Below are 23,154 nucleotides of genomic sequence, written 5' to 3'. Positions count from 1 at the left end.
TTATGCTTCAATTTCTGAAACAACACCAGCGCCTACCGTACGGCCACCTTCACGAATAGCGAAACGTAAGCCTACTTCAATAGCAATCGGTGTAATCAATTCTACATCCATTTTTACATTATCACCAGGCATGCACATTTCTGTTCCTTCTGGTAACTGGATAACTCCCGTTACGTCCGTTGTTCTGAAATAAAACTGTGGGCGATAACCATTAAAGAACGGCGTATGACGACCACCTTCATCTTTTGTCAACACGTATACTTGTGCTTTAAATTTAGTGTGTGGATGAATGGATCCTGGTTTTGCCAATACTTGTCCACGTTCAATTTCTTTACGATCTACACCACGCAACAATGCACCGATATTGTCACCAGCTTCTGCCAAATCCAACAATTTACGGAACATTTCAACACCCGTAACAACGGTCTGTTTTGGTTCTTCTGCTAACCCTACGATTTCTACCGTATCGCCTACTTTAACCGTTCCGCGTTCTACACGTCCCGTAGCAACAGTACCACGACCAGTAATCGTAAATACATCTTCAACTGGCATCAAGAACGGTTTGTCCGTCGGACGATCTGGTGTCGGAATATATTCGTCAACCTTAGCCATCAATTCCAAAATGCTCTTTTCTGCTTCTGCGTCCCCTTCTAATGCTTTCAATGCAGAACCTACAACGATAGGGATATCGTCTCCTGGGAAGTCATAAGAGCTGAGCAATTCACGTACTTCCATTTCGACCAATTCTATTAATTCCGGGTCATCTACCTGATCCGCTTTATTGAGGTATACGACAATAGCAGGAACCCCTACCTGACGAGCTAACAAAATATGTTCACGGGTCTGTGGCATAGGACCATCTGCTGCGGATACAACCAAAATAGCTCCGTCCATCTGAGCTGCACCGGTGATCATATTTTTTACATAATCGGCATGCCCCGGGCAATCCACATGTGCATAATGACGTGCGTCTGTTTCATATTCTACGTGTGCCGTGTTGATTGTAATACCACGTTCACGTTCTTCTGGTGCCTTATCAATATCTGCATAATCTTCAAATTTTGCATATCCTTTTTGAGATAATACTTTTGTAATAGCAGCTGTCAATGTTGTTTTACCATGGTCAACGTGACCAATGGTTCCGATATTAACATGCGGTTTCGTTCTTTCAAAATGTTCTTTTGCCATTTTTCTCGATTCCTCCTTTAGGATCAAAATAGTGTATATTTGTATTTTACCATAATTTTCTTCAATTTTAAAACATAGAAACGTTTCAAATTTACAATAAAAGTAACTATGATACATAATAATAGATAAAAAATGACCCCGTTTAAAAACGAGGTCATTACTATATTGGTGGCGACTCGGAGATTCGAACTCTGGACACTGCGGGTATGAACCGCATGCTCTAGCCAACTGAGCTAAGCCGCCATGTATGGAGCTATTGACCGGGATTGAACCGGTGACCTTATCCTTACCAAGGATACGCTCTACCGACTGAGCTACAACAGCTTATTACCCTGCAAAGAACACCATAAAAAACAATAAAAAGTATGGTAGCGGGGGCAGGACTTGAACCTACGACCTTCGGGTTATGAGCCCGACGAGCTACCAACTGCTCCACCCCGCGACATTTGGTGGTGGGGGAAGGATTCGAACCTTCGAAGGCGAAAGCCGGCAGATTTACAGTCTGCTCCCTTTGACCGCTCGGGAACCCCACCAAATACTGGAGCCGACGATAGGACTTGAACCTACAACCTACTGATTACAAGTCAGTTGCTCTACCAATTGAGCTACGTCGGCTTGTTCACTAAATCAGAGAACGAATATATTATACTAATTTACATGCTGCTTGTCAACACTAAATATGTATTTTGTAAATAAATAACGTCATAACTGATTTCTATCTTATAACATCCCCTCTGCTGCCACTCGTGAATACATAGACTTATATATTTCTACTCTATATCGCATATGCTATAATAAATCCAATATAACTATACGAAAAGAGGTCTCCCCATGGAGCGAGATACAAACCTAATAAAACAATATATCCATACGTTAGGAATTCCTTGTGTTGGCATCGCTCCTGGTACATTTTCTATTCCTTCTTATCCACAAGATATATGTCCCTTAGCTGCTGGAGAAGGCGATGCACGCTATCAACCTACTACCTTATTACCTTCTTGTCAATCCGTCATCGTCTTACTATTTCCATATTATGTAAAGGATCCACATCCTTATAACTTATCTTTATATTGCCGCAGTATCGACTATCATACCATCATTCACCACTATTTAAATGAAGTTACTTGTTTTTTAACCCAAACATATCCTCACCAAGACTTTCTATCTATTGTGGATACAGCCCCTCTATCCGATCGTTATTTAGCTTATCTCGCTGGACTGGGCTTTATCGGTGACAATAATTGTTTTATTAATGAAACCTATGGTTCATTTTGTTTCATTGGCAGTATTTTAACTTCTCTCCCCCTTAAACCAGATCATCCTCAACAACGTGAATGCTTTCATTGTGGTGCATGCAAACGGTCTTGCTTGGGCCATTGTTTAGATACAGCCGAATATGATTACCATCTATGTAAATCCTATTTAACACAAAAAAAAGGCGAGTTATCGCCTATGGAAATTCAAGTAATTCAAAAAACACCGCTTGTATTCGGTTGTGATATATGTCAAGATGTATGTCCCCACAATCATGATATTCCCGAAACACCTATAAAAGAATTTCATCAATCTCGCATCGCTTATTTAAAAAAATCAGATTTACAAGAGCTATCTAACCGCCAATTTCAACAGCTATATAAAAATAGAGCCTTTTCCTGGCGAGGAAAAGGCATTCTATTAAGAAATATACAATATTTAGAAGAAGTACAATCAAACTCAGAACAACGACAAAACCCAAATACCAAAAACGATCCCTCCCACAAATAATCCTATTATACATAAAATAGGAATAATCGTAGGAATAATCGCAACGACAAGTCCTTTACGCCAATTCAATTGATAATTACATTGAATGGCAATGATCCACAATATAAATGACCAGATACCCATTATAACAGAAATAAATGTACCACCCCAACTATTTCCAATTAATGGTAAGGCATATACAACCCCTCGAATATACTGTGGAATAAAAGAAAAACAACAACCCGCAAATATACCCGTAAAAGTTCCGTTTTTAGTAAATAGCCGTGAAACACCATGCGTAATGGCTGCCAAGTACAAAAGCCAGAATGCTTTTCCTATGGTGATACCATAAAAATAACTATCGCCATGATCAGCCAAAATCCCCTGTGGGATCATAAATAACATAGCAAGAATCCATACCGCTATCCCTTCACGCCAATGGGATTGACTTGTGATAAGCTGAAATGTCTGATACGGGTCACAAACAACGCCATAGATATCTAATAAAATTTGCTTACCATATGATTTCATTGCATGTTTGCCTCCTTCATCAATGCTAACGGACGCACTACTTCTTGCCCATATAAGGCAAATCTATTCTGAAAAACAGCCGTAGACTGCAACTGACCATGAACCCACTGTTTCCAATTTTCCATATCATCATACGTAACAATACAATCATCATCACTAATATGTAATTTCTTTTTTGTATAATTTAATGCATCATAATAATTTCCTAATTCATCAATAAGTCCCAACGCTTTTGCCTGTGTTCCCGTATAGATACGCCCATCTGCTAACGGTTTTACAACGGCAGGATCCATGTGTCGGCCCTTAGCGACAACCATAACAAATTGATTGTACATATCATTAACCATCTGTTGTGTTATTTGTCGTTCTTCCGGGGTCATATCGCGAAATGGGGAAAAAATATCTTTATGCATACCCGATTTTATTTTTTCTTCATGTACCCCTATTTTTTTGCTCAGTCCTTGTACATCATAATAAGACATATATACCCCGATACTTCCCGTAATCGTCGATGGATTAGCAAAAATTTTATCACCATAAGTGGCTAACCAATATGCACCTGATGCTGCCGTATCCCCCATAGAAACAATAATGGGAATGTGTTTATCCTTAGCTCGTTGTAATTCACGGGCAACTTCTTGTGTCGCCGCCGCACTTCCCCCTGGACTATCTAATCGTAATAAAATAGCCCCTACTTGTTCGTCTGCTGTCGCTTCACGAATTTGTCGCATCAACGTTCCCGATGTAGCCGTAGTAGCACCAAAAACGGCTCCTTTTTCATTCCCCCCAACAATCGGGCCGTCTACCGTAATCAAGGCAATTTTTTTCTCAGTCGAACAAAAGACTCCCCTTTTATCCATTTGCATTGCCACAGATACTATTGCTAATACCAATAACACACAAAGAATAATTCCCGTAATATATACCTTTTTATTCTTTTCCATCATACCCTCCATGACATGATTCTGTACATAAGCTCACATATTACATACGTTCTTCTTGCCTAGTATCTAAATCCATAAACAAAGTAAATTCGTTTTTAAAGTATAATTTTACCGACCCAACTGGTCCATTACGATGTTTAGCAATAATAATTTCTGTAATATTTTTATCCACCGTTTCTTTATCATAATAATCTTCCCTATATAAGAAAGAAACCACATCCGCATCTTGTTCCAATGCACCCGATTCACGCAAATCACTAAGCATTGGCCGTTTGTCTTGACGACTTTCTACGCCTCGACTTAATTGAGATAACGCAATAAGTGGTACTTTTAATTCCCTAGCTAAGCTTTTTAAAGAACGGGAAATTTCAGAAATTTCTTGCTGCCTACTTTCAGAGTTTCTCCCTTGCATCAATTGTAAATAATCAACAATAATTAAATCTAATCCATGTTCTGCTTTATGTCTTCGTGCCCTAGAACGCATTTCTGCAATAGATATACCCGGCGTATCATCAATATAAATAGGCGCAGTATATATTTTTTCACATGCCTGCCACACATTTTTCCATTCATCATCACTATAAATTTGCCCCGTACGAATTTTTTGCGAATCCACATGTGCTAATTGACAAATCATGCGTTGCGTTAATTGTTCCGCTGACATTTCTAATGAAAAAAATGCAACCGATTTATGTAAACGTACGCCCACATGTTGTGCTATATTCAAGGTAAAAGCGGTTTTCCCCATACTAGGACGTGCAGCAATTAAAATTAAATCAGACGGTTGCAATCCGGAAGTCATCCGATCAAAATCTCTAAACCCCGTAGGCAACCCCGTTAAGCCCGCTTTATTTTCATATAATTTTTCTACCTGCTTGACCACTGTTGAGACAACTTGTCCAATCGGAACTAAAGAATCTTTGTTTTGATTATCCGCTAATTTTAAAATTTTTTGTTCCGCTTGATCCATCAACTCTTCCGTACCTTTTTCTCCACTATATGCTTCAACAGATAATTCTGTACAAGTAGATATCAAATCGCGTGACAATGCTTTTTCGCGTACAATATTGGCATGATAAGATAAATTCGCGGCTGTTGCAACTACATTAGGTAAACTAAGAATATATTCCAATCCACCTACATCATCCAACTTTTTCATCTTTCGCAACTCTTCAGGCAGCGTAATAATGTCAACTTCTTGCTGATTTTTATACAACCGTTCCATTGCTGTAAAGATTATTTTATGAGTATCTCTATAAAAATCACGTGCCCGTAATTTTTCCAAAGCCGTAATAACCGCATCTTTTTCTAACATCATTGCTCCTAATACGGCTTGTTCTGCTTCTACATTTTGCGGGGGAATTCGTTGATCCATCAATCGCCCTCCTATTATACCAACATTATTTTTAAAATATCTTGTATTGTTTCAACAGACCGAATATCCAACTGTAAATGTCCCTCTGGTATATCCATCTCATTTTCTTTAGGGATGATTATCCCTTTCATTCCCGCCTGTTTTGCACCATATGCTTTTTCAAAAACACCACCCACTGGTTTTACCTTACCTTGTACCGAAATTTCTCCTGTAACAGCATAATCTTGCCGAATCGGAGTATTCATTAAAGCGGAAATTAACAAGGTAGTTATCGCACATCCCGCAGATGGACCATCAATATTTCCGCCCCCAACAAAATTAATATTCACATCATAATCCGATAATTCTTTTCCCGTAATTTGACGTACTACGGCAGCGGCATTAAACATAGAATCTTTCGCCATCGACCCCGCCGTATCATTAAAGCGATAATATCCTTTTCCCGACTGATGTGCTGGAAACGCGATAGCTTCAATTTCTAATGCCGATCCCAAATAACCTGCAACGCCTAAGCCAAATATTTTTCCTACGATAGGCGTATCCGATGCTTTTTTTACTGCATAAGGAACGAGTCTACTAATTTGTGCTACTCGCTTAACATGTTCACAAGTCAATAAAATATTATCTTTATCTTTTTTTTGATATACCGCAACACCATAGGCATCAGCTAAAATATTAACGGCCTTTCTCCCTTCAACCGTATATAACGCAATTTGTTCTGGTACCCCTGCTTCTATAGTAACGCCTAACTGTACTGCTGCATTTCTCACAATTTTTTCAATATCCTGAGGTACTAATGGCTCAAAAAATACTTCTGCACAACGAGAACGAATAGCTGGATTAATCTCCGATGCGTCCCTTGTCGTCGCCCCAACAAGAATAAAATCCGCTGGTGCTCCCTCACAAAATAATTTTCGAATATATTCTGGCACATTAGGATCTGTTTCATCATAATAAGCAGAATCGAAAGACACTTTTTTATCTTCCAATACTTTTAATAACTTATTAAGTAACATCGGATCCATTTCCCCAATTTCATCAATAAACAATATTCCACCATGTGCATCTGTAACTAAGCCTGGTTTAGGTTCGGGAATTCCTGTATCTGCCAAATCCCTTTTGGCACCCTGATAAATGGGATCATGCACAGAACCAAGCAAAGGATTAGTCATATCTCTCGAATCCCAACGTAATGTCGTCCCATCCGTTTCAATAAAAGGAGCGTTCTCTTTAAATGGAGTAAATGACATTTTCTTCGCTTCTTCTAAAATAATACGGGCGGCTGTCGTTTTCCCTACCCCTGGTGGTCCGTACAACAATAGATGTTGAGGATAAACCGATGCAAGCTTACTTTGCATCGCCTCCACAGCACGCTCTTGTCCAATAATATTGCCTAATGTTTTCGGACGAACTCGTTCCATAACAGACTCTGTTAATTGAACTGTATCCAATTTTTTCAATTCTTCTAATTTTCGTTTTGTTTGTGGCGTTTCCACATCTTGTGACTCTTCAGAAATAATCTGCATCTTAATTTCCTGGACATATTCTTGCTGTTTTTCTTCCATACGTTGTGCTATTTTCTTTTCTAATCTTTCTTCAACAGCTTGCCGTGCTAACATTTCTGCCAAAACCGACTCTAAATCATTCAATATATCTACGACTTCATTATCATCTGGAATACGATCGTACGATGTACTTTCATATACCAACCGTTGTAATCCCACTAAACGTTGCCGTGGATCTTCTGAATGAATGTACGTTAATGCAGAATATTTGCTAGCCCTAAGCACCATTTTTTCCGAGCCAATAAGTCCCGTAAAAGCACCATATAAAACATTTACTTGCCGCCGTAACTCCTCTTCTGCCGTTGGTTCTAAATATTTATGTCGCTGTAATAATTTATCTAATAACTCTTTCATAATGCTCCCCTAAAAATTCAGCCTTCTACAACATGGATTTTTATCACACTAGTAATGGTAGGATGAACACGAATAATCACCTCATAAGAGCCTAGTCCTTTAATTGCCTCTTTCGTCTCTATTTTCTTTTTATCTAATATGATATTATACTGTTCTTTCGCGGCATCACAAATTTGTTTTCCCGTGATAGTACCAAAAATTTTTCCACCTTCGCCTACTTTAACAGGAATAGTTAGTTCTACTTTTTTTAATTGACTTGCTAATAAAACCGCTTCATCTTTAGCAACCTGAGCTTTATGTTGATTGGCTTCTTTCTTTTGTTGTGCATCATTGATATTTTCCCGTGTTCCCGGTGCAGCTAATCTTCTAGGCAATAAAAAATTCCGCCCATATCCTTCTGTAACTTCTACAATTTCACCTTTTTTTCCTAATTTTTTTACATCTTGTAATAATATAACCTTCATTCTCACTCATTCTCCTTCTCTATATCATTTATCAATAATTTCTGTATTACATCACGTACTGCTTGTTGTGCACTTTGTATCGTTTGTCCTTTTAGTTGAACACCTGCCACTGTCCGATGTCCACCCCCACCTAACGCCTCCATAACTAGTTGTACATTTATTTCTCCTTTAGACCGTGCACTTACCCCGATATTATCATCTGGTAATTCATAAAAAGTAAAACTAGCTTGTACATGATCAATATTAATTAATGTATCCGCACTTTGTGCTGCTAAAATAGTCGCATTTTTAACCCCTTTAGGGCATACAGCAAAAGCAATGCCCCCAGAAATATGTGCCTCTGACAAAATCTTAGCCCGATTTTTTAATGTTTCAAAATCCGAACTAAATAATTCTCTAACGATTTCTGGATCAGCACCACTTCGCCTTAAATAAGCAGCTGCATCAAACGTACGTACGCCTGTCTGTACGGCAAAATTTTTCGTATCAACAATAATACCTGCATATAATGCCGTAGCTTCTAACTTATCTAATTCCATATCTTCTTGATAATATTGAAGTAATTCCGTTACCAATTCACATGTCGAAGAACTAGACGGCTCTAAATAAGTTAATAATGGTTTTTGAATAAAATCTGAGCTACGACGATGATGATCTATCACTACCCTTTTTTCCGTCCGTTCTATTAACCGTGGTGCCACCGTCATATATGGACGATGTGTATCCACAATAAACAATAAAGTCCCCCCATCACAAATTTCTTCTGCCATTTCTGCCGAAATAAACAAATCCTTATATTCTGATTGTTCGCTAATTTGCACTTTTAATCGTTGTATTGCATCAGTTTGCTTACTTACCACAATATGAACTGGTTTATTGGCTACATATGCCATATGTGCTACACCAACAGCTGCACCAATACTATCGTAATCTTCTCGTTCATGTCCCATAATCAGGATACGTTCACTTGTATCTACTAATTCACGAATAGCTTGTGCTACTACTCGAGCTCTAACCCTAGTGTTTTTCTCTACCGATTTTGTTTTACCTCCATAAAAGTGCGGGGTTCCATCTGCTTCATATACAACTGCCTGATCTCCCCCGCGCCCTAACGCTAAATCTAATCCTGCCTGAGTCTTTTCGGCTAATTCATTAAAATTAGCCTTCCCTTGAATAACCATATCTTCGGTAGCCGCAGCAATCCCCATGCTAATCGTAACAGGTATACGATTTACCGTATGAATCGAGCGAATTTTCTCAAAAAAAGAAAAGTTATCTTCTTGTAAATACGATAAAGCTTTATAACTCATACAAGCAAAATATTTCGCATTCCCATAAGCACGAACAAATCCACCTAAATTTGTCAATTCATCAATTAAACAATTATTAACATTTGTCCATAAGGTGGCCTGTTGCACGGGCGATAATCCCTTTCCAACTTCCTCCATGTTATCAATTTCAATATCACAAAAAACGGGAATCGTTTCTAAGCAATGCTTTTTCTGTATTTCCGTTTCACTAATATCTTCAAAATATAAAATTAAATAATTATCATCTATATCGTCTTCAGTTTGTAAATATTTATAAACAACGCGATAATAACGGGCTCCAATTTGTTCAAAAAAATAGCCAACTTTTCCCCAACATTTATCCATATCTAAATGAGGCATTAATTGACTAAGTTCCGTTTCTTCACATGCATCACCCAGCCAATCACGAAAAACGCTATTCGACCAACATACGTTCGTTTGCATATCAATAATAGCTATTCCCATCGGCAAATTTTGTACCGCATAAGTAGAGGCTTGATCCACACTTTGCGAAATAGAATTTAGTAATTGCCTCATTTCTAAATTGCGTTCATTACTACTTTTTCGCATCAATAAATAGGCACCTATACTTACAATAAGTGCTAATAAGGCAACTACCCAACTATATATATAAACAACTACTAAAAGTCCAATAGTAATCCAAAAAAAAGGTTGTTCTGTCCTTTGTGATAATATTTTTTTCAACATAATAAGGTCTCCTATATGTGATAACAGTCCTCATTTTTTACGATAATTAGCGACCATACTAATTGCACCAAGAATAAATGTAATATACGAAAATAGAGGCATACAAAAAAACAGAAACAAACACAAAACTTGTACCCCTTTTCTTCTATATTTACGATGCAACATACTAAATATACTGGCTAACCCCTGAACACTAACAAAAAAGAAAGAAACTTGCATAAGATTAACACCTACAACATATACCCACGTAAGCGACAGCACATCTCCCCAGTATTTAATAATTAAAGACAATATATATAAGTATAACACACCCCACCCAATTTCCCAACTATGAATAGGGGCAAAAGGGGCTACTTGTTTGGGTCCACGCTGTGCTAAAAAGAGGCCAAACTTATTCACCACATATGCCAATATAGACATGATAACAATACCTGTCCCCGGCAAAACATACGGAATAAGTTGCACGATTTCCTTTACTTCTTTCGCTGCAATCAAACGATCATCTTCGATAGCCTGAGATACACCATATTGAGATACAGCCATCTGTAAAATTTTTTGGCTCTCTTGTTGTATTATCGTCAAGATAGATATAGATTCAAACCATTGCATGCCTATACATAATAGTCCAATACATACACACATATATACCATTGTCACTACCCATAAACGCGAAGAATGCCACTGTCTATGACTCCCCCAAGCCACAAGTGCCCCGCTCCCCCATCCAAAAAGCACCAGACATACCGCAAATGCAGGAGGCAACCACTGTGCTACGATAACCATAGCTATCATCCCCAATAAGGCAGTTCCAGTCCATCCCATTTGTTGTTGTAGGCCGATTACCAAGATAGAAAATAGTACCATACAAGGGATACTGATAAGAGGCATACTTCCACACAAAAAAGCTAACAATAGTATTCCTCCAATAAAACTTATTCGAGATCTCAGTGATATTCCTTTCATAATACTTATCCTCCATTAACAATAATATAATGAGTTATCTATATAGTAAACAGCGGAGGCAAAGGCCTCCGCTGTTTACTTATCATTAGACTTCCATAATAATCGGCAAAATCATCGGTCGACGTCTCGTTTTTTCATATAAATATCGACTCAACGTATCCCGAACTTGAGATTTTATCGTTGACCATTCCTTAATATTACCTGCTTCACATCGTTCTAAAACAGCCGTCACTCTTCCATGTGCTTCGTCCATCAACATTTCCGAATCACGTACGTAAACAAAGCCCCGCGAAACAATATCTGGTCCCGCAACAACATGACTAGTTCCCTTAGCCAATGTCATCACTACAACAACCATTCCTTCCATCGCCAATTGTTGCCGATCACGAATAACAATATTTCCAACATCTCCAACGCCTAAGCCGTCAACAAAGACTCTCCCTGCATTAACACGCCCTGTTTTACGACCACTTCGATTGGTAAATTCAAAAATTTGACCATTATCGCCGATGAGAACGTGATCTTTTTCAACTCCCATCATGACTGCTAAATCACCATGTACACGTAACATTCGATACTCTCCATGTACAGGAATAAAGTACTTAGGCTTAATCAATTCCAACATAATTTTTAATTCTTCTTGACTTGCATGACCAGAAACATGGATTTTTTTATCTCGACCAGCCACTACATTAGCCCCTAATTTTAACAAATTATCAATCGTACGGGACACGCCTGTTTCATTTCCAGGAATTGGAGTTGCCGAAATAATAACCGTATCACCAGGCATAATCGTAACACTACGATGGTTATTCACAGCCATACGAGATAAGCCGGCCATTGGTTCTCCCTGACTCCCGGTTGTCAAAATCAACACTTGATCCGCTGGATAACGATTTAATTCATCCGGTTCAATTAGCATTCCTTGTGGTACTTCTAAATATCCCAATTCAGTAGCAATCTGCACATTATTGACCATACTGCGTCCCAATACAGTTACCTTTCGTTTAAACTGTGCCGCCGTGTTAATCGCCTGTTGGATTCTAGATATATTTGATGCAAAGGTAGCTAAAATAATACGCCCCTTAGCTTCACGAAAAGCTTTGCGAAATGCATCTCCTACAGTTGTTTCTGACTCCGTATACCCTGGTCTTTCCGCATTAGTACTATCGGACATCAACAATAAAACACCACGTTTTCCCAATTCGGCAAATTTATGAATATCCATTTGCAATCCATCAACAGGCGTTAAATCCATTTTCCAATCGCCCGTATGTACGACAGTGCCTACAGGTGTTTTAAAATATAATGCACTAGAATCCGGAATCGAATGATTAGTGTGAATAAAACCTACTCGCATAGAAGCAATCTGCACTTCATCACCATGATGAACCTCATGCAAGGTATACCGCGAAATATGATTTTCCTTTAATTTACCTTCAATAAGTCCACAAACTAACTTAGTAGCATATACGGGCACATTCACTTCATTCAATAAATATGCCAAACTTCCTATATGATCTTCATGTCCATGAGTGATGACAACAGCCCGAACCTTATCCCTGTTCTCAATTAAATAACTGATATCAGGAATGACTAAATCAATACCAAACATATCGTCATCAGGAAAAGCCAGTCCCGCATCAATAACAATAATATCATCACCATACTGAATGACAGTCATATTTTTGCCAACTTCACCTAATCCGCCCAAAGGAATGATCATCAATTTTTCCTTTTTAGCCAAAACATATACCTCCTATATAAAATAAAAACGTTTCATTCTTTATGTCCCCGTTTTAATATTGCGTAAAAAAACAACTGCAAATTTCCGTACCAATACAAACAGCAAGGGACAATAACACCATAAAATTACTCAACAGTATAATTCGAAAATACTTTATCTATTCTATTTTCCTCTATTTTTTTTACGCTGTCAACTATTTTTATGAAACTTTATTTTGTTAAAAGGAGCTTTTTTATTTGTAAAGAGGATTAGAAGGTGAAAGGGGTACAGCTACTTTTTTGACAGTCTTCGGAACAATAATAGCCTCTTTTTTTCCTTCACGATAATCTGCAAAAAAGCGCACACGACAATTAGCCGCAATCTGACTAATCAAATTATATCCCGCTAAAGGAATGTTTGTTTTATATCCCAAATTCGGTGCTTGCATAACGATCAATTGCACAAATGGTGTAAGGTCACCTTCTATATGAACAATATGTTTAGTTACTGGATCAACACGAACATACATAACAATCTGTATGTTCTGCATCTGTTTCTGTAAAAAAGCTATTTTATCTACCTGCATTGCCATCATGCCCTGTGTTTGTTGAACCTTCTGCAACACTTTTGCAAAATAAGATGGTCCTAATACAAGTCGATATACATTAGGTTCTATTTGCATTACATCGGAAACAGATTGCCAATCAACAGCAGCATTCATTTGCTTTTTATCCATTATATTTAAAACAGGTACAGTAAATGTTACCCATTTTCCACCATACATTTGAGGCACCTTATAATAAAAAGAATACAAATTTCCCTTTTTTTCACCCCACATAGGAACAGAAATATGTTCATTCACTACGCCAAAAAAATGAGCGTCTACTACTCCGGTGCTATTTCCCTTCGCATCCATTCGCACATTTAACTGCCCATATCCATTACCTACAACAGGCATCTCTACGGCCATATTCACTTGCATTTCCATTGGTTGCCAATTAACATTGTGTTGCACAATTTGCTGCCAATCAGCGGCTCCCACGGTTTTATCAGCGGCTTGTATATGTAATGCTCCTACCATACCAATAACCACTACGGCTATCCCCATACAAAGATATCGGAATATTGTTTTACACGTCGCCATAAATAAGCCCTCCTTTTTTATTCCCATCCAGCCTGATGATAAAGATAGTAAAAATGTTGAATCGGTCCATTTCCCTTGCCAATATTAGGAGCATGCAAAATTCCTTGAAAAACATATTCTTTCGCTGCTTGAACTGCTTCTACTACACGTTTTCCCATTGCCAAATTCGCTGCAATAGCACTAGACAAAGAACATCCCGTACCATGTGTATTCGTGCTATCTAAATGATCGCCTTTTAAATAATAAAATTGAGTGCCATCATATAGCACATCAATAGAATCCGCTACACGATGACCACCTTTAATCAATACCCACTCTGGTTGTAATTCCTTAATTTTTTTAGCACTTTTTTCCATATCTTCTATCGTCTTTATTTCCATATTTGACAACACTTCTGCCTCTGGGATATTAGGCGTCAACACATACGCTTGCGGAAGCAATTCTTGTACAAGTGTACGTTCCGCTTCAGCTGCTAACAACCGATGTCCACTCGTTGCAACCATAACGGGATCAATAACCGTAAAACGAGGCTTGTATTTTTTCAATGCCTGTACAATAACATGAATCGTTTTTGGATTACTTACCATACCAATTTTAACCGCATCTACTGACATATCATCATACACGGCATCAATTTGTGATGTAATCAACTGTGGTGGCACATCCATAAAATCACGTACGCCCTGTGTATTTTGTGATACTACTGCGGTAATAACATTAAATGCAAAACAACCATGAGCACAAATCGTCTTACAATCCGCCGCGGCGCCGGCCCCACCCGACGGATCTGTTCCAGCAATCGACAATACTGTTTTCATCATCATTTCTCCTCCTATATATTTTTTCCTAACAACCAACGACACCCACCATTACTAATATATACGCTAAGTTGCATATTGCCTTTTGCCATATCATCTTTCTTCAAATAGGTCAAAACAGCCATATCCGCAGGTTCAAAAGGTAATGCAATACCCGACCACTGCTGCACCCACTGATTAACATAAGGAATATGTCCCACAATGCATACATTTTCTTCCGTTGATGCACCTAGTAACTCCCGTTCTATCTTTTCTCGATTTCCCGTGGCAATTGCTTCGTGGACGCCCACTAAAGCCAACGGCAATGCAGTACGAAGATACGTAACTGTTTCTATTGATCGTTTATAGGGACTCGCCCAAAGGCGAATAGATTCTCTTTTTAAATATTGCTCTAATAAACGCCCCACTTGCTTAGCTTGTTGTATTCCCGTGGACGACAATACTCGCTGTCTATCAGCTGTATCCAAGGTAGCCGCTGTTGCTTCGCCATGTCGCATAATAAAAATACGCATATAACCTCTCTTCCATATATTAAAATTCTGAAACATGTTCTATGCCAACAGAAAGTAATGTGAATACGTGGTCATCTGCTAGCGAATAATATACAACCTTTCCTTCTCGCCGAAAAATAACTAATCCTGCATCACGCAATGTCCGCAATTGATGCGAAACAGCGGACTGTTCCATATGTATCAAGTCAGCAATATCACGAACACATAATTCATGATTCATAAGAACTTGCAAAATACGTAATCTTGTAGGATCACCTAAAATTTTAAAATTATTGGCTAATACTTGAATATATCGTTTCAATCTCTGCTCATCATGCTGAAATAAGCCCTCACTTAACGCTTGCATAGCAATCTTCTTGGACTCTTCTTGCGTCACCGCTGTTCCCCCTATCCATTATATATCCATTTATGAAACATATTATACCATATTCATACATTACGTTCTTTGATAATGTACTATATCATGCTAGATAATCTATGCACTTTCCGTAGCAGCTAGCGCCTCTTGCAGTCGTTCTTCTTGACATATTTGACAATATCCATAGATTTCTAAATGATGTCCTGCAATTTGAAAATGTGTATTCTGAGCTAGTATATTTTCAAAATCAGACAATGGACAGTCTGCAATTTCAACAATTTGATGACACCGCAAACAAATCAAACGATGCGTATGCCCAGAAGCCCGTAATAAAAATCCATACGTACGAGAATTTGGTAATAAAGTCTTAATGATAACTTTTTTCTCTGTAAACATTTCTAAAATACGATATACCGTTGAAAAATTAATACGATGCTGATCACCAATTAACTGTCGATAAATGGTTTCTGCTGTTAATACCCCTTCATTTTCAATAAACATATGCAATACCATATTCCGTGTGCGTGTACTCTTCAATCCATATCGATGCAAATAATCTCGATAATCTTCGCCCATGTATTTTTTATTAACCATGTATGTCCCTCACTTTTTTCCCAATGTAATAAACTCTTTACTTATAATAACAACTACCAGCATAAGCACAGAAATAATCGCAGTCATCCCACCTGGTGCAGTATTAAACCAATACGAAGTAACTAACCCAACTAGAATATCAAAAAAGCTAAAAAAGATCGCTATTACCATTGTTTTTCGGAATCCTACATGTAATTGCAATGCCGTGGCAACAGGTAATGCAATTAACGAACTAATCACTAAAATTCCCACAATACGAATAGCAACCGAAACCGTTGCTGCCACTAAAACAGCAAACACGTAATTAATAAGCCTACTATGAACCCCCGCAATCTGTGCGCCATCTTCATCAAACGTAAGTAACAACAAGCGAGAATACAATACACAAACCGTCACTAACGTGGCTATACACAAAACACCTACAGCCAAAACATCTGCATATGATACAGTTAAAATACTCCCAAACAGAAATGACTCTACGTTCGCATGTACATGTCCTGAACTAATAATGGTAATCGCAATACCGACAGACAACGATAAGACGATAACTAAAATTAGTTCTGCATACCGTTTAAATTTATTTCTCAATATTTCAATTAAAATTCCAAATACAGACGTAAACACAAATGCACTAACAATCGGATTAATTTGAAATAGCAATCCTGCAGCTACCCCAGCTAACGAAGTATGCGCCAATGTATCGCCAATCATAGCATAACGACGCAACACTAAAAATATCCCAATAATGGGGCAAACAACCGATATCAATATCGAAACCATAAAAGCATTTTGCATAAACGTATATTCAAACATTAGGTTCACTCCCTACCTTATGATGCAAAAACTCTTGTACATATTCACGTGATGTACAAATGTGTGCCGCTCCATCGGCAACATGAATCATTTTCATAGCATAATGCACAGCAAATTTCAAATTATGTTCAACCGTAATAATGGTAATTCCCTTATCTTTATTAAGCGAATGAATAAATGGATATAATTCCATTTGGCTAGGCATATCAATCCCCGTAGATGGCTCATCGAATATCAACACATCCGGATTTCCCAAGAGAGCTCTGGCAATCATCACTTTCTGACATTGTCCCCCCGATAAATCCCCAATCAAATGGTTTCGTAAATCAAAAATTTTTAAATTATCCAAACACATTTTGATCGTCGTTTTATCCTTTATATGCAAGACTTTTCTATAACAATCTAATACTTCATAAACAGTAATAGGAAATTGACTATTGAGAGATTCAAATCGTTGCGGTACATAAGCACAGCGGTTCCATTCCCTTTTTATATATCCTCTCGTTGGTGATAACAGCCCTAATAAAAGCTTTACCAATGTGCTTTTACCACTACCATTTTCACCTACAACAGCCGTATATTCCCCTTTATTAATAGTAAAATTAATATTTTTCAATATATATTCTCCATTACCATATGTAAAATATACATTTTTAAACAAAATCATAGATTACCCCTTTTATCAATATACAAAAATATACACTTTTACACTTACATTATATAGTCGGCCATTACAAAATGCAAGTTGTTTGCATTTAGTTGACGTTCTTGTCATAACGTGTTATGATATCTATCGCAATGCAAATGCATTTTATTTGCATTTAATAAAAAGGAGGGATATATATGTTAAAAAAATGGTTATCCGCAGGTATCTTAACAATTGCAGCTGCATTCATGCTTACCGCATGTGGGAATCAGGAAGCACAAAATACACCAGCAACTCCTAATGCGGAAAAATTGCAAGTAGCGACGAGCTTTAATGCGATGAAAGAATTTGTAGAAGCTGTAGGAAAAGATAAAGTAAATGTAGTTACTATTATTCCCGATGGAACAGAGCCTCATGATTTTGAATTAACCACCAAAGACATGAAATCCTTAAGTTCAGTCAAAGTATTTGTATATAGCGGATTAGGGATGGAACCTTGGGCAGACCAAGCAATTCAGTCAGCGAACAACAAAGACTTAATCACCGTAGAAGCATCAAAAGGCATCAAAGCGATTATGAATACGGATGAAGACGAAATTAAAGAACACGGTCAATATGATCCGCATTGCTGGTTAGGTCTAAATGAAGCACAAATAGAAGTGCAAAATATTGCGAATGCATTAGCTAAAGCCGATCCCAAAAACGCAGATTTTTATCAAAAAAATGCAAAAGAATATATTGTTCAGCTCAAAACATTACATGATCAATATGCTTCTAAATTTGCAAGCGTCAAAAAAAAACACTTTGTAACTGGTCATGCTGCTTTTGCTTATTTATGCCGTGAATTCGGACTAGAACAAAACAGTGTTGAAGACGTATTTGCCGATGGCGAACCAAGCCCGCAAAACATGACGGAACTCGTAAAATATTGCAAACAACATAAAGTAAAAACAATTTTTGCAGAAGAAATGGTAAGTCCCAAAGTATCTCAAACATTGGCAAAAGAAGTAGGTGCACAAGTACAAACAATTAACACCTTAGAAAGCAGCGAAGGTGGAAAAACATATATTAATGCAATGCAAGAAAATCTCGATAAAATTTTTAAAAGCTTACAATAAATTTTCTTAACATAACTAGCACTTTATAACAACAAAAAATCTGCAGCCACATGGTTGCAGATTTTTTTATTATATTTCAATTATCCCTGTAAATAATTAAAAGCTACTTTTCGTAAATTATCTAATTGTGCATAAAGATGATCGCCTGGACACTCCGTCTTATTTAAATCGCGATGTCCAAAAATAGTATCCTTTCCTGGTACAATATCATATAAACTACAAACATACGCAATTAATTTTCCCGCCGTTTCTAACTGCCTATCGGTTGGATAATACTCTTGAAAATTTCCAATTGAACAGATACCTACCGAATCAGAATTATAACGATAACAGTGTGCTCCAATCATCTCAATAGGTCGCCCCTGTTCAATACTCCCATCTTTATGAATAATAAAATGATAACCAATACCAGCCCATCCATTTTGTAAATGCCACTGATGTATTTCCTCTGCCTTTGCTTCCCGATTCGTTCCTCCTACGTGATGCATAATAATTCTTTTTGTTTCAAGCCGAGGCTGTAATGCTTCAGCAAAAACTAATTTGGGACGATGAATGTGCAATTTCACCTCTTCGGACATCGGTTTTGTTTCATCAATGATCTTTTGTATATCTAAACCACTTGCACTTGCGATCCCAGAAAGTAACGCTGATCCAACCGTTACACTCACAATTGATAAAAATGACTTACATAAAAAATCCTTACGACTTACATCTCTCATAATAAAAGCCTCTACCCATACTAAAAATTCTAATTACTCCTATATTATACCACTAGCAATAACTACTGTCTAAGAATTGTTATTATTTATAATTGAATGAATAAAAACAGGTTGTATCACTATTCAAGTACATAGCTGAAGATGTTATTATTGCCCACCACCATGTCAGAAGCATCAAGCATTAGTATCGTAAGTAAGGAAAATGTCTACTTGCGTAAAATATCGCTAAGCCATGAGCCGTGATTATAAATAGCTCCCCCCATTTTAATACTTGGCAGTAATTCAGATTACACCTATGATGAAAACCGCTGTTATTTTTAAAATGCAAAATATTTTTAAATTTTATGCTAATTAACCTCTCTCCATATGACAACTATTTCAGTTAAACTGTCATCAACATATAATCAAACAAAAAGAGCGTTTCTCGAATTTCTCGAGAAACGCTTATTTACTATTGGTGCGGTCGATGGGACTTGAACCCATACGAACAATATGTTCACTACCCCCTCAAAGTAGCGCGTCTGCCATTCCGCCACGACCGCCTGTACTTATTTGGTGCTCAGGGACGGAATCGAACCGCCGACACGGGGATTTTCAGTCCCCTGCTCTACCGACTGAGCTACCTGAGCAAATATGGCGACCCCGATCGGATTTGAACCGACGATCTTCGCCGTGACAGGGCGACATGTTAAACCGCTACACCACGGGGCCATCTCATACTTTCCTCCGAAGCCACAGCTTCGAACAAGAATCATTTTACCATGCAACCTAATATTTGGCAAGTCTTTTTTCCGCCTTCTTGCCCGGAACAAGGGAAGCAAGAAAAAAGCAAGATTTTTCTTATATTATTTTGGACAATCCGTGTTACAATAAGGATAATCATTGATAAAAAGAAAGGATGAACGCCATATGGCACAGGATTCTCATGACGCCCCCGATTTTGCCGCCATGTCGGGCGACGCCGTATTGCAACACCTGCAGGTAACCCTTGACGGCTTACGCCCGGAAGAAGTCCGCCGCCGCCGTACGCAAGACGGTGAAAATACGTTTTCGCAGGCACCTGCCGATACCTTATGCTATCGTATACGCTGTGCATTTATTAATCCTTTTTGTATTATTTTGGCCATTGTCGCCTTTATTTCGTATGTCACCGATTCCTATACGAACGGCTTTTCCGCCGGCGGGAAAGTAGAGGCGGGCATTATTGTCATCATGATTGTCATCGGCGGTCTGCTGCGATTTTCACAAGAAATAAAAGCCAAACATGCAGGCGACCAATTACGCGCCTTACTCCATACGACCGTCACCGTACGGCGGCAAGGCAAGTGCTGCCATATTGCCCATACGGAACTGGTCGTCGGCGATATTGTCCTGCTCACGGCCGGGCAAACCATTCCGGCGGATATTCGCTTATTACAAACTGCCGATTTATTTGTTTCGGAAGCCGCCCTGACCGGCGAAAGCCGCATTATAGAAAAAACGGCCGCTCCCGCCGCACCGGCCGCCGGTCGTACGGCGCCCGATATGGCCTACATGTCCACGACGGTTCTCTCCGGCACAGGACTGGGTGCGGTCATTGCCGTCGGTAACCGGACCCGATACGGAAAAGCCGCCCGGGTGTCCCGCCCGTTTAAGGACAGTTTCCAAAAAGGCACCCGCTCCATTTCCTATGTCATGTTGCGCTTTATTTTTATTTTTATTCCCCTCATTTTTATTTTACGGGGTCTTCCCGATCACCATTGGAGCAGCGCCTTGGCCTTTTCCCTGGCCGTAGCCGTAGGCTTGATTCCGGAAATGCTGCCCATGGTCTTAACGGCCTGCTTGGCCAAGGGAAGTATTTCCTTATCGCACAAAAAAACGATCGTCAAAAACTTAAATACGCTCCAGGGGCTCGGCAGTTTGCAAGTGCTTTGTCTGGATAAAACGGGCACCTTAACTCGGGAAAATATAGTTCTCGAATATTTTATGGATATTTTAGGCAAAGAAAGTCATAAAGTCCTGGATTTGGCCTATATCAACAGTTTTTACCATACAGGCATTCGCAATCCCATAGACACGGCCATTTTGTCCTGCGCCGCCATGCCTCACCGCACCGACTATTACCGCACCTTAACCGAATATTATCATAAATTGGCGGAAATTCCTTTCGATTACACCCGTAAAATTGCGACAGTACTGGTGGGCGCCCCCAAAAAACACCCCGTATTGATTGCCAAAGGAAATTTAAAAGATATTTATAAACGCTGCACCGCCGTCGCCTATGAAAACAAAACCTTGCCGATTCGCAACGGTTCTTTTGCCGATGTCTATACGATCGTACAGGATATGTTGGAAGACGGCATGAAAGTCATTGCCGTTGCCGTCAAAACGTTTCCGAAAGGCACGACCGTCATCCGTCCGCAGGATGAAAAAGACTTAACCCTCCTCGGGTATATTGCCTTTTTCGATGCGCCCAAACCGTCGGCCCGCATTTCCCTGGAAGAATTAAAAGCCCTGCACATTACCCCCAAACTGCTGACCGGCGATGCCGAAGAAATTGCCAAATCCGTCTGCCGTCGCGTCGGCATTCCGGCGCAGCATATTGTCAGCGGGACGGACTTACAGGACCTGGATGCCGCGGCCTTCGACGCAACGGTACGAAAAAACACGGTGTTTGCCGAACTCAGTCCGGAACAAAAAGTGCAAATCGTCCAAAGTATCAACCGTCAACCGGCCATGACCGGCTTTATGGGCGACGGCATTAACGACATGCCGGCATTACTGGCCGCCCATGTGGGCATTTCCGTCGATACGGCCGTACCGGCCACAAAAGATTCCGCCGATCTCGTATTACTGGATAAAGATTTACAAATTTTGGCAACCGCCATTAGGGAAGGGCGAAAAACCTTTACTAATATGTTAAAATATTTAAAAATTACGGCCGGCTCCAATTTGGGAAATATTATTTCCGTCGTCATGGCCGGACTTTGCCTGCCCTTCCTGCCCATGACGTCCCTGCAATTGCTGCTGTTAAATTTATTTTATGACGCCCTTTGTATTGTCCTGCCGTGGGATACGGTCGATGAAGAAGATATTGCCTATCCGAAAGACTGGTCGGGAAAACATTTGGGCAAATTCATGCTGCTATTCGGTTCTATCAGCGCCGTCTTCGACGGCATTACCTTCGCCTTTCTGTACTACATGTTCATTCCGCTCGTCCTGCATTGTCCCGTTTTTTCCGCCGCCCTGCCGCCGGTCCTGCAGGAACAATATATCCGCTTGTTTCAAACCGGCTGGTTCCTGGAATCCTTATGGACGCAAATTGTCATTTTATATTTTTTACGGACCTCCAAAATGCCCTTTATTGAAAGTCGTCCTTCTTGGCAGGTCATGAGTGTCACCCTGGCGGGGCTCTTCGTCTTTACGGGCCTGCTCTTTACTGTCGGCATCCCCGTAGTGGGTTTGGTCACCATGCCGGCTCCCTACTTTGTCTTTTTACCGGGAATTTGTGCGGCGTATATTCTCTGTGTCGGTGCGGGCAAATATATTTATATTCGAAAATACAAAAAATTACTGTAAGGA

At 39.2% G+C, this 23,154-nt stretch carries 20 protein-coding genes and 8 tRNA genes; 3 read left to right on the top strand and 25 right to left on the bottom strand.

Features of this window, described 5'->3' with window-relative positions; genetic code table 11:
* From tuf to HMPREF3182_RS02360, 6 genes are all read right to left on the bottom strand, one after another.
* Nucleotides 1–1,188, bottom strand: coding sequence for an elongation factor Tu (gene tuf / locus HMPREF3182_RS02385; RefSeq protein WP_062484939.1), 1,188 nt, complete (start codon nt 1,186–1,188; stop codon nt 1–3).
* Nucleotides 1,189–1,354: 166 nt separating this feature from the next.
* Nucleotides 1,355–1,431: transfer RNA gene (locus tag HMPREF3182_RS02380), tRNA-Met, on the bottom strand.
* A 5-nt stretch (nt 1,432–1,436) separates the two neighbouring features.
* A tRNA-Thr gene (locus HMPREF3182_RS02375) sits at nt 1,437–1,512 on the bottom strand.
* Nucleotides 1,513–1,554: 42 nt separating this feature from the next.
* Nucleotides 1,555–1,630 (bottom strand) — tRNA-Met (locus tag HMPREF3182_RS02370).
* A 5-nt stretch (nt 1,631–1,635) separates the two neighbouring features.
* Nucleotides 1,636–1,721, bottom strand: a tRNA-Tyr gene (locus HMPREF3182_RS02365).
* A 6-nt stretch (nt 1,722–1,727) separates the two neighbouring features.
* Nucleotides 1,728–1,803: transfer RNA gene (locus HMPREF3182_RS02360), tRNA-Thr, on the bottom strand.
* A 216-nt stretch (nt 1,804–2,019) separates the two neighbouring features.
* Here HMPREF3182_RS02360 and HMPREF3182_RS02355 point away from each other — a divergent pair.
* Entirely contained in the window at nt 2,020–2,952 is a 933-nt protein-coding gene (locus HMPREF3182_RS02355; protein WP_062485294.1) for an epoxyqueuosine reductase, read from the top strand.
* Here HMPREF3182_RS02355 and HMPREF3182_RS02350 read toward each other — a convergent pair.
* The 15 genes from HMPREF3182_RS02350 to HMPREF3182_RS02280 form a co-directional block, all read right to left on the bottom strand.
* Nucleotides 2,902–3,462 (bottom strand): YIP1 family protein, encoded by a 561-nt coding sequence (locus HMPREF3182_RS02350; protein WP_036257435.1) that lies wholly within the window; start codon nt 3,460–3,462, stop codon nt 2,902–2,904. The two genes, HMPREF3182_RS02355 and HMPREF3182_RS02350, sit on opposite strands and share 51 nt — an antisense overlap.
* The gene (gene sppA / locus HMPREF3182_RS02345) at nt 3,459–4,409 is read right to left on the bottom strand and encodes a signal peptide peptidase SppA (RefSeq protein ID WP_235808627.1); all 951 of its coding nucleotides are present in this window, start codon (nt 4,407–4,409) and stop codon (nt 3,459–3,461) included. Before sppA ends, HMPREF3182_RS02350 begins: the two co-directional genes overlap by 4 nt.
* Before the next feature lie 37 nt (nt 4,410–4,446).
* Nucleotides 4,447–5,781 (bottom strand): replicative DNA helicase, encoded by a 1,335-nt coding sequence (dnaB, locus tag HMPREF3182_RS02340; protein WP_062485290.1) that lies wholly within the window; start codon nt 5,779–5,781, stop codon nt 4,447–4,449.
* Nucleotides 5,782–5,795: 14 nt separating this feature from the next.
* On the bottom strand, nt 5,796–7,700 hold the full coding sequence (gene lonC / locus HMPREF3182_RS02335) for a Lon family ATP-dependent protease (protein WP_007392445.1): 1,905 nt from the start codon (nt 7,698–7,700) through the stop codon (nt 5,796–5,798).
* A gap of 17 nt (nt 7,701–7,717) precedes the next feature.
* A complete protein-coding gene (gene rplI / locus HMPREF3182_RS02330) occupies nt 7,718–8,164 on the bottom strand; it encodes a 50S ribosomal protein L9 (RefSeq protein WP_007392426.1) in 447 nt (148 codons plus the stop codon).
* Between the two features lie 2 nt (nt 8,165–8,166).
* Complete coding sequence (locus tag HMPREF3182_RS02325) at nt 8,167–10,182, bottom strand: DHH family phosphoesterase (RefSeq protein ID WP_062485289.1); 2,016 nt, start codon at nt 10,180–10,182, stop codon at nt 8,167–8,169.
* 30 nt (nt 10,183–10,212) lie between these two features.
* Complete coding sequence (locus HMPREF3182_RS02320) at nt 10,213–11,094, bottom strand: DUF2232 domain-containing protein (RefSeq protein WP_007392466.1); 882 nt, start codon at nt 11,092–11,094, stop codon at nt 10,213–10,215.
* A gap of 136 nt (nt 11,095–11,230) precedes the next feature.
* Nucleotides 11,231–12,892: a ribonuclease J gene (locus tag HMPREF3182_RS02315; RefSeq protein WP_007392437.1), complete on the bottom strand. Its 1,662-nt coding sequence runs from the start codon at nt 12,890–12,892 to the stop codon at nt 11,231–11,233.
* A 232-nt stretch (nt 12,893–13,124) separates the two neighbouring features.
* The gene (locus tag HMPREF3182_RS02310; protein WP_062485287.1) at nt 13,125–14,015 is read right to left on the bottom strand and encodes a hypothetical protein; all 891 of its coding nucleotides are present in this window, start codon (nt 14,013–14,015) and stop codon (nt 13,125–13,127) included.
* A gap of 17 nt (nt 14,016–14,032) precedes the next feature.
* The gene (thiD, locus tag HMPREF3182_RS02305) at nt 14,033–14,839 is read right to left on the bottom strand and encodes a bifunctional hydroxymethylpyrimidine kinase/phosphomethylpyrimidine kinase (protein ID WP_156211105.1); all 807 of its coding nucleotides are present in this window, start codon (nt 14,837–14,839) and stop codon (nt 14,033–14,035) included.
* 8 nt (nt 14,840–14,847) lie between these two features.
* Complete coding sequence (locus tag HMPREF3182_RS02300; RefSeq protein WP_007392444.1) at nt 14,848–15,345, bottom strand: SixA phosphatase family protein; 498 nt, start codon at nt 15,343–15,345, stop codon at nt 14,848–14,850.
* 19 nt (nt 15,346–15,364) lie between these two features.
* Nucleotides 15,365–15,691 (bottom strand): ArsR/SmtB family transcription factor, encoded by a 327-nt coding sequence (locus tag HMPREF3182_RS02295; RefSeq protein ID WP_050791353.1) that lies wholly within the window; start codon nt 15,689–15,691, stop codon nt 15,365–15,367.
* A gap of 129 nt (nt 15,692–15,820) precedes the next feature.
* Nucleotides 15,821–16,297 (bottom strand): Fur family transcriptional regulator, encoded by a 477-nt coding sequence (locus HMPREF3182_RS02290; protein ID WP_007392447.1) that lies wholly within the window; start codon nt 16,295–16,297, stop codon nt 15,821–15,823.
* A 9-nt stretch (nt 16,298–16,306) separates the two neighbouring features.
* Nucleotides 16,307–17,110: a metal ABC transporter permease gene (locus HMPREF3182_RS02285; RefSeq protein ID WP_007392455.1), complete on the bottom strand. Its 804-nt coding sequence runs from the start codon at nt 17,108–17,110 to the stop codon at nt 16,307–16,309.
* Entirely contained in the window at nt 17,103–17,777 is a 675-nt protein-coding gene (locus tag HMPREF3182_RS02280; protein WP_007392434.1) for a metal ABC transporter ATP-binding protein, read from the bottom strand. Before HMPREF3182_RS02280 ends, HMPREF3182_RS02285 begins: the two co-directional genes overlap by 8 nt.
* Before the next feature lie 176 nt (nt 17,778–17,953).
* Between HMPREF3182_RS02280 and HMPREF3182_RS02275 the strand changes: the two genes are divergently transcribed.
* On the top strand, nt 17,954–18,874 hold the full coding sequence (locus tag HMPREF3182_RS02275) for a metal ABC transporter substrate-binding protein (protein WP_007392441.1): 921 nt from the start codon (nt 17,954–17,956) through the stop codon (nt 18,872–18,874).
* 80 nt (nt 18,875–18,954) lie between these two features.
* On the opposite strand, the gene HMPREF3182_RS02270 is transcribed toward HMPREF3182_RS02275, so the two are convergent.
* From HMPREF3182_RS02270 to HMPREF3182_RS02255, 4 genes are all read right to left on the bottom strand, one after another.
* Nucleotides 18,955–19,593 (bottom strand): peptidoglycan recognition protein family protein, encoded by a 639-nt coding sequence (locus tag HMPREF3182_RS02270; RefSeq protein WP_062485285.1) that lies wholly within the window; start codon nt 19,591–19,593, stop codon nt 18,955–18,957.
* A gap of 455 nt (nt 19,594–20,048) precedes the next feature.
* Nucleotides 20,049–20,135, bottom strand: a tRNA-Leu gene (locus HMPREF3182_RS02265).
* An 11-nt stretch (nt 20,136–20,146) separates the two neighbouring features.
* Nucleotides 20,147–20,222, bottom strand: a tRNA-Phe gene (locus HMPREF3182_RS02260).
* Between the two features lie 5 nt (nt 20,223–20,227).
* Nucleotides 20,228–20,304, bottom strand: a tRNA-Asp gene (locus HMPREF3182_RS02255).
* Nucleotides 20,305–20,502: 198 nt separating this feature from the next.
* Between HMPREF3182_RS02255 and mgtA the strand changes: the two genes are divergently transcribed.
* On the top strand, nt 20,503–23,151 hold the full coding sequence (gene mgtA / locus HMPREF3182_RS02250) for a magnesium-translocating P-type ATPase (protein WP_062485283.1): 2,649 nt from the start codon (nt 20,503–20,505) through the stop codon (nt 23,149–23,151).
* Nucleotides 23,152–23,154: the final 3 nt, after the last annotated feature.

The organism is Megasphaera hutchinsoni, assembly GCF_001553405.1.
GTDB classification, from domain to species: Bacteria; Bacillota; Negativicutes; order Veillonellales; family Megasphaeraceae; genus Megasphaera; species Megasphaera hutchinsoni.
The sequence above is the reverse complement of the archived record's forward strand: the minus strand, read 5'-3'. Positions and strand labels throughout refer to the sequence as shown.

What these genes read in the sequence shown, in the direction of transcription:
- HMPREF3182_RS02325 (WP_062485289.1), bottom strand. Translation starts at nt 10,182, where the DNA reads ATGTTGAAAAAAATATTATCACAAAGGACAGAACAACCTTTTTTTTGG.
- HMPREF3182_RS02300 (WP_007392444.1), bottom strand. Translation starts at nt 15,345, where the DNA reads ATGCGTATTTTTATTATGCGACATGGCGAAGCAACAGCGGCTACCTTG.
- HMPREF3182_RS02285 (WP_007392455.1), bottom strand. Translation starts at nt 17,110, where the DNA reads ATGTTTGAATATACGTTTATGCAAAATGCTTTTATGGTTTCGATATTG.
- HMPREF3182_RS02310 (WP_062485287.1), bottom strand. Translation starts at nt 14,015, where the DNA reads ATGGCGACGTGTAAAACAATATTCCGATATCTTTGTATGGGGATAGCC.
- HMPREF3182_RS02355 (WP_062485294.1), top strand. Translation starts at nt 2,020, where the DNA reads ATGGAGCGAGATACAAACCTAATAAAACAATATATCCATACGTTAGGA.
- tuf (WP_062484939.1), bottom strand. Translation starts at nt 1,188, where the DNA reads ATGGCAAAAGAACATTTTGAAAGAACGAAACCGCATGTTAATATCGGA.
- HMPREF3182_RS02350 (WP_036257435.1), bottom strand. Translation starts at nt 3,462, where the DNA reads ATGAAATCATATGGTAAGCAAATTTTATTAGATATCTATGGCGTTGTT.
- lonC (WP_007392445.1), bottom strand. Translation starts at nt 7,700, where the DNA reads ATGAAAGAGTTATTAGATAAATTATTACAGCGACATAAATATTTAGAA.
- mgtA (WP_062485283.1), top strand. Translation starts at nt 20,503, where the DNA reads ATGGCACAGGATTCTCATGACGCCCCCGATTTTGCCGCCATGTCGGGC.
- HMPREF3182_RS02280 (WP_007392434.1), bottom strand. Translation starts at nt 17,777, where the DNA reads ATGATTTTGTTTAAAAATGTATATTTTACATATGGTAATGGAGAATAT.
- HMPREF3182_RS02295 (WP_050791353.1), bottom strand. Translation starts at nt 15,691, where the DNA reads ATGCAAGCGTTAAGTGAGGGCTTATTTCAGCATGATGAGCAGAGATTG.
- thiD (WP_156211105.1), bottom strand. Translation starts at nt 14,839, where the DNA reads ATGATGATGAAAACAGTATTGTCGATTGCTGGAACAGATCCGTCGGGT.
- HMPREF3182_RS02270 (WP_062485285.1), bottom strand. Translation starts at nt 19,593, where the DNA reads ATGAGAGATGTAAGTCGTAAGGATTTTTTATGTAAGTCATTTTTATCA.
- rplI (WP_007392426.1), bottom strand. Translation starts at nt 8,164, where the DNA reads ATGAAGGTTATATTATTACAAGATGTAAAAAAATTAGGAAAAAAAGGT.
- sppA (WP_235808627.1), bottom strand. Translation starts at nt 4,409, where the DNA reads ATGATGGAAAAGAATAAAAAGGTATATATTACGGGAATTATTCTTTGT.
- HMPREF3182_RS02275 (WP_007392441.1), top strand. Translation starts at nt 17,954, where the DNA reads ATGTTAAAAAAATGGTTATCCGCAGGTATCTTAACAATTGCAGCTGCA.
- dnaB (WP_062485290.1), bottom strand. Translation starts at nt 5,781, where the DNA reads ATGGATCAACGAATTCCCCCGCAAAATGTAGAAGCAGAACAAGCCGTA.
- HMPREF3182_RS02290 (WP_007392447.1), bottom strand. Translation starts at nt 16,297, where the DNA reads ATGGTTAATAAAAAATACATGGGCGAAGATTATCGAGATTATTTGCAT.